The organism is Microbulbifer bruguierae, from assembly GCF_029869925.1.
Taxonomy (GTDB): domain Bacteria; phylum Pseudomonadota; class Gammaproteobacteria; order Pseudomonadales; family Cellvibrionaceae; genus Microbulbifer; species Microbulbifer bruguierae.
Map to the genome: position 1 here is coordinate 4,475,175 of NZ_CP118605.1, position 6,222 is coordinate 4,481,396.

Consider the following 6,222-nt stretch of genomic DNA (forward strand, 5'->3'; position numbering starts at 1 on the left):
TCCCTGTGTGTCGCTTGGGGGTGGCGCTACCAGCCACCGGACGCGCCGCCGCCGCCGAAACCGCCACCGCCACCACCAAAGCCGCCGCCAAATCCTCCGCCGCCACCGAAACCGCCTCCAAAGCCACCACCACCGTAGTAACCGCCGTAGCGACCACGCCGGTAATTGCTGCTGCCACGGGGCGCGCCGAGCACCGACGAGCCGAAAATCTGCAACATGACAAACAGCAGGAAGATGCCGACCAGGAGCGCGAGCTGGCGGTTCTCATTACTTTCGGTGGGTTCAGGCACGTATTCATTCTTGATGACCGCGATGATGGATTCGACTCCAGAGATCACGCCCCCGTCAAAGTCGCCACTTCTGAAATACGGCAGAATCTTGGTGTGGATGATGTTGGCGGACAGGGCATCGGTCATGGCGCCTTCCAGGCCGTATCCCACTTCGATACGCACCTGGCGCTCGTTGGGCGCGATGATCAGCAGGATACCGTTGTCTTTGCCTTTCTGGCCGATCTTCCAGTGACGCCCAAGCTGGTAGCCGTATTCTTCGATGGTGAGCCCTTGCAAGTCGGGGAGGGTTACCACGACGATCTGGTTGCTGGATTCTTTTTCATGTTGTTGCAGCATTTCTGTAAGACGGTAGCGCGTGCTCTGGCTGAGCAGGCCGGCATTGTCCACAACGCGCCCACTGAGAGCCGGGAACTGGATATCCGCCAGAGGGGGCTCCGCCCACAGCAAAATGGGCAGGAGAAGAAGAAAAAAGGCGATCCGGCGGATCGTCATGGAAGTTCCCCGCGGCCCGAATTACTGGAAATCGACTTCCGGGGCCTTTTCAGCGCCTTCCGAGGTGGCCTCAAAGGTATCGCGGATGGGCATGTCGCTGTACAGGATGTTGTGCCAGATGCGCCCGGGAAAGGTGCGAATCTCGCGGTTGTAGCGCTCAACCGCGGCGATATAATCCCGCCGGGCCACACTGATGCGATTCTCGGTACCCTCCAGTTGCGATTGCAGGGCGAGGAAGTTCTGGTTGGCCTTGAGATCCGGATAGCGTTCCACCACCACCATCAGGCGCGAGAGGGCGCTGCTGAGTTGCGCCTGCGCGGCTTCGAATTGCTGCAATTTGGCGGGGTCGTTAATGATATTCGGGTCGACCTGCATGGAATTTACCTTGGCGCGGGCTTCGGTGACCGCTTCCAGGGTTTCCTGTTCGTGGGCCGCATAGGCCTTTACGGTTTTGACCAGGTTGGGAATCAGGTCGGCACGGCGCTGGTACTGGTTCTGTACCTGGGCCCAGGTGGCCTTGACGTTTTCGTCGTAGGTGGGGATGTTGTTGATGCCGCATCCGCTCAGACCGAAAACCATCAGCGCGAGCAGCAGAGTCTGCCAGAAACGGCGGTGAGTGAAATTCTTTTTGCCTGTGAGTGCTGCGTTCATTCCTTTCATCCATGTGGGTTACGAACCAGACAATAATAGTCTTCAATCCCGTGGTTTCGCGCAAGTTTCCCCGGGGACACGTTCCAGAGAGTACGAATGGCGTTAAAAGCGACAATTTTCAAAGCCCGGCTGCAAATTGCCGATATGGACCGCAATTACTATGGCGAGCATCTGCTGACGCTGGCCCGGCATCCGTCGGAAACCGATGAGCGGATGATGATTCGCCTGCTGGCCTTCGCCCACAACGCCAGTGAACAGATGGAGTTTACCCGGGGGCTGTCCAGTGATGATGAGGCGGATCTGTGGCAGCACAGTCTGAGCGGCGAGGTGGAGACCTGGATTGAGGTGGGGGTTCCCGCGGAGGACCGGGTTCGCAAGGCCTGCGGTCGCTCGCAACAGGTAATCGTCTATGCCTATGGTCAGCGTACGGCTCCGGTGTGGTGGCAGAAGCTACAGCCGGCAAGTAGCCGTTACGAGAATCTCCAGGTGTACTTTCTGCCGTCCGAGCGCTGCGCAGAGCTGGCCTCCATGGCCGAGCGCAATATGGACTTCAGTGTCACCATTCAGGATGGTCATCTCTGGATTGCCGGCCCGCAACAGACTGTGGAAATGGTGCCCGAGCGCTGGAAATAATCTTTATCGGCGGGCGCTCGCGCGCTGATACAACAATTGATGCAACATTTGATACAACACGATTGCTACAACAACGGAGCAGAACCATGCCGTCTTTCGATATCGTATCTGAAGTGGATAAACACCAACTGACGAATGCCGTCGACCAGGTAAACAGGACAATTACCACCCGTTATGATTTTAAGGGCGTTGACGCAGAGGTGGAACGCTCGGAGTTTACCCTCACCCTGCGTGCCGACTCCGATATGCAGGTGGACCAGATGGTGGACATGCTGCGTGCAGCGCTGATCAAGTGCAGTATCGACCCGCTTGCAATGGACGTGGGAGAACAGGAACAGTCCGGCAAGCAGGTAAAGGTCGCGGTAAATCTGAAAAATGGACTCGACAAAGACCTGTCACGAAAGATTGTTAAGATCATCAAGGATGAAAAACTGAAGGTGCAGGCGGCGATACAGGGTGATGCGGTTCGGGTTACCGGCAAGAAGCGTGACGATCTGCAACAGGTTATTGCTATGTTACGCGGGAAGGAATTGGAACAGCCCTTGCAGTTCAACAACTTTCGCGATTGAGGCTGTTTACGCCAACGGAGGGACTCTTTGGATAAGTTATTGCGGCGTTTTATCTTCACTACGGTGGTGCTGTGCAGTAGTGCCAGTAGTGTTGGGGCAGAAAATGGAATTGGCAAAGAGGAAGGCGTTCCTATCGTTGCGGCGACACTGGTTGATCAGTGGTGGATCGATGGCAGTGAAAACCTGGATATTTCCGGGTTGAGTTTCTGTGATGGTGTTTTAGTTGCGGTTGCCGACAAGTCTTCAGAGCAATTTTATGCATTTTCGCCAATAGCGGGCACCGGGTCGGTGCAACTTGAGGTGAAAGGGAGTTTCACCCGGCCTTCACTTCCGGATGATCAGCCAGTCAGTGTCAAGGCCAGGGCGCTGCATATAGCCAGCACTCCACTCAGTATGGATTTCGAGGGAATTACCTGCGATGCGGGTGGGGTGTATCTGCTCAGTGAGCGACATAACCGCATAGTGCAAATCGAGAGTGGTGCCGGCCGCTGGTCGCCCCAGCGCTGGTCAGAATCCGCGCGCGCGCACGGTTACCTGCAATTCTTCAATGGGGAAAGTGAAGGACTGGTCAAGGCCGGTGCGGATTTCTGGGTGGCATTGGAGCGAAATCCTCGTGGGCTGCTAAAGCTCAAGCCGGAAGATGAAGAGGGCCGGGAGTTTTTCCAGTTGCCACCAGTGACAGGGCTCGATTTTCACGGTCGCTCTGAAGACCTTACCGGGCTGGCCTATTACGACGGGGCTCTGTTTACTCTTGAGCGCAATGCATTTGCGGTATGTCGCCGCTCCATTGAGACTCTGGTGGCGCAGTGGTGTATCGATTACCGGCACATCGAAGAGGCCGCTGAAAACATTTATCGTGAAACCATATACGGCAAGGGAGAAGGGCTGGCTGTCGATGCGTCGGGTATCTACGTGGTGCTGGACAATAATGGTGTGGACCGGCTCGCGGCCCCTGGTGATGCCAGGGGCCTCTTAATGCATCTGGCATTTCCCGAAATCGGCAGCGAAAACCGATAGCGGGCAGGTATTGTATTTGGCAAAAACAAAACTTGATATTCTGCTCACCGATGTGCGGGCCTGCCGCTTGTGTGAGCCCCACTTGCCGTTGGGGCCGCGCCCGGTACTGAGTGCGGCACGCACAGCAAAGTTATTGATCGTGGGACAGGCACCCGGTACGCGGGTGCACGAAACCGGTATACCCTGGAATGATCCTTCCGGTGACCGTCTGCGGGAGTGGCTGCAGATGGATCGGGAAGCCTTCTACGATGAGTCCCGTATTGCCATCGTACCCATGGGGTTCTGTTATCCCGGGCGAGGCCAGGGGGGGGACTTGCCACCGCGTCCGGAATGCGCGGCCACCTGGCATGGGCGTCTGCTGGCGGAACTGCCCAACATTCAGCTCACTCTGCTGGTTGGCCAGTACGCCCAGCGCTATTATCTGCCCCACTGGTATGGCAGCATTACGGAAAACGTGCGTCACTACGCCGATGCACTGACACACAACCTGTTTCCGCTACCGCACCCCAGCCCCAGAAATACCCTTTGGCTGAAGCAGCGCCCCTGGTTTGAGCACGCGGTGGTCCCTGCACTCAGGGAGCAGGTGCGTAAAATTTTATAGATCCCATACAAAAGACGATGCAGCCTTCCGATAAAGTAAAAATCCACCCCAGCTGGCTTTCGGTGCTGGAGCCGGAATTCAATAAACACTACATGGCTGAATTGCGGCAGTTTCTGCAGCAGGAAAAGCAGGCGGGTAAGACAATCTTTCCACCGGGCGGTCAGATCTTCAATGCCTTCAATTCCACGCCCTTCGACCAGGTAAAAGTGGTGATTCTCGGGCAGGATCCCTATCACGGTGCGGGCCAGGCCCATGGCTTGTGCTTTTCTGTTATGCCCGGCGTGCGGATTCCGCCGTCGCTACAGAATATTTACAAGGAGCTGCACTCCGACCTTGGTATTGCGCCGCCCAACCACGGTTGCCTGCAACCCTGGGCGGAGCAGGGCGTCTTGCTGCTGAACGCGACACTTACGGTGGAAGAGAGTAAGGCTGGTGCGCATCAGGGGCGCGGTTGGGAGCAGTTCACTGATGCGGCGGTACACGCACTGGCAGAGCAGCGCGAGGGGCTGGTGTTTGTGCTGTGGGGCAGTTATGCGCAGAAGAAGGGAAGTTTTATCGATCGCCGCAAGCACCTGGTGCTCCGCGGGCCGCACCCGTCACCGCTGTCGGCGCACCGGGGTTTTTTCGGCACACGACCATTTTCGCAGGCGAATACCTATCTTCAGCAGCGCGGCGAGAAACCGATTGATTGGGCTCTTCCTTCCGCGGATACGTTGCGTCGTGTAGCCGTAGAAATCTGACGGCTTTGCAGGAGCCTGAAGGCAGGCTCCTACGAGAGCACCCAGTGCAAATCAGGCCAGCGGATCGGCATCCGCGTCGTAGGGTAGCTCGAGCAATTCCAACACACGGCCGTCCTGTAGTTGCAGGCTCTCGCCATCGGCGACCTTGCTTTTGGTCAGTACCGCCAGTAATTCGATCTCATCGCCCGCAACTCCCGCCTGTACGATATTGCCGATACTGGAGCCGCCATCCGGGGTGAATATTTCATCGCCGGGCTGGGGTAGGTCGCCGCCGTCGATACGCGCGCGGTACATACGTCGCTTTGCTGCTCCCAGATACTGCATCCGCGCCACTACCTCCTGCCCGGTATAACAACCTTTCTTGAAGCTCACTCCGTTCAGTAAGTGCAGGTTTGTCATCTGTGGAATAAACATTTCGCTGGTGGCAGCGTGCAGCTGGGGGAGGCCTACGGCAATCAGCTGGTGTTGCCAGTGACTGTAGCTACCCTTTGAGAGTGGCGTGCCACAAAGCTTTTGCCACAAGTCCGCGGCCTGCTCCAGTGGCACTTGGATAATGACATTGCGTTCTCCCAGGCACGCGGCCAGCGCCCGCTGTCCGTTGTGATCAAAGTCGCGCAATTGCCCCGGTGTCAGATCGGTATCGCGACTGTGGGATAGCGACAATAGCTGGCTCGCGGCGCTGTGGGCATCGCGGCCACTGAGGCTGAACCAATGGTGACTGTCACTTATATCGGTCAGTTCAGTCTTGAAAAAAACCGCGTATTTTTTCAGCGCCGCGAGTGCCATCGCGACAAGGTCGCGGGGCATAAACAGCACGAATTCGCCCTGGTCTATTTTCAGGGTGTGAAAAGCGCTGATCATGCGCCCCTTGGGGTTGCAGTGGCTGCCGGGAGTCCAGTGGGCGTCTGGGAGCTTGACGAGATCGCAGCTCAGTTGTCCTTGCAGGAACTTCTGGCTATCGGGGCCGACGACCGAAACCGCCCCCATTGGACTGAGATCGATCAATTGCAGTTCGCTGGAGGCGGTTGTGCCGTTACTGAATTCGGCAGCGCCATCGTGCCACTGGGCGCCCTGGCCACTGAGAAATTCCTGCCACTGCTGTTGATCCATGCTGAGTCCGCCACCGTTGACTGCTGTTTTGTGTGAGGAGCAGTATCTGGGGTTTTGCGGCGGGATTTCAACTACCGCTATACTGCGCGCAATTCGCAATTGGGGTTTGAGAGAGAAGT

Annotated in this window: 8 protein-coding genes; 5 read left to right on the plus strand and 3 right to left on the minus strand. The window is 57.1% G+C overall.

The window, feature by feature from the left end:
• Window positions 1-26: 26 nt before the first annotated feature.
• Both PVT68_RS18325 and PVT68_RS18330 read right to left on the minus strand, forming a co-directional pair.
• A complete protein-coding gene (locus PVT68_RS18325) occupies window positions 27-782 on the minus strand; it encodes a TPM domain-containing protein (RefSeq protein ID WP_280320517.1) in 756 nt (251 codons plus the stop codon).
• A gap of 21 nt (window positions 783-803) precedes the next feature.
• Complete coding sequence (locus PVT68_RS18330) at window positions 804-1,433, minus strand: LemA family protein (protein WP_280320518.1); 630 nt, start codon at window positions 1,431-1,433, stop codon at window positions 804-806.
• 96 nt (window positions 1,434-1,529) lie between these two features.
• Between PVT68_RS18330 and PVT68_RS18335 the strand changes: the two genes are divergently transcribed.
• The 5 genes from PVT68_RS18335 to ung all read left to right on the plus strand — a co-directional run bounded on the left by PVT68_RS18335 (window position 1,530) and on the right by ung (window position 4,993).
• Complete coding sequence (locus tag PVT68_RS18335; protein ID WP_280320519.1) at window positions 1,530-2,066, plus strand: YaeQ family protein; 537 nt, start codon at window positions 1,530-1,532, stop codon at window positions 2,064-2,066.
• Window positions 2,067-2,152: 86 nt separating this feature from the next.
• Window positions 2,153-2,635 (plus strand): YajQ family cyclic di-GMP-binding protein, encoded by a 483-nt coding sequence (locus PVT68_RS18340; RefSeq protein ID WP_280320520.1) that lies wholly within the window; start codon window positions 2,153-2,155, stop codon window positions 2,633-2,635.
• A 27-nt stretch (window positions 2,636-2,662) separates the two neighbouring features.
• On the plus strand, window positions 2,663-3,652 hold the full coding sequence (locus PVT68_RS18345) for a hypothetical protein (RefSeq protein ID WP_280320521.1): 990 nt from the start codon (window positions 2,663-2,665) through the stop codon (window positions 3,650-3,652).
• Window positions 3,653-3,668: 16 nt separating this feature from the next.
• Window positions 3,669-4,253 (plus strand): uracil-DNA glycosylase family protein, encoded by a 585-nt coding sequence (locus PVT68_RS18350; protein ID WP_280320522.1) that lies wholly within the window; start codon window positions 3,669-3,671, stop codon window positions 4,251-4,253.
• Between the two features lie 17 nt (window positions 4,254-4,270).
• Window positions 4,271-4,993: a uracil-DNA glycosylase gene (ung, locus tag PVT68_RS18355; RefSeq protein WP_280320523.1), complete on the plus strand. Its 723-nt coding sequence runs from the start codon at window positions 4,271-4,273 to the stop codon at window positions 4,991-4,993.
• 51 nt (window positions 4,994-5,044) lie between these two features.
• Here the strand turns inward: ung and ygfZ are convergent, their stop codons facing one another.
• Window positions 5,045-6,103, minus strand: a complete 1,059-nt coding sequence (ygfZ, locus tag PVT68_RS18360; protein ID WP_280320524.1) for a CAF17-like 4Fe-4S cluster assembly/insertion protein YgfZ — start codon at window positions 6,101-6,103, stop codon at window positions 5,045-5,047.
• Between the last annotated feature and the right edge of the window lie 119 nt (window positions 6,104-6,222).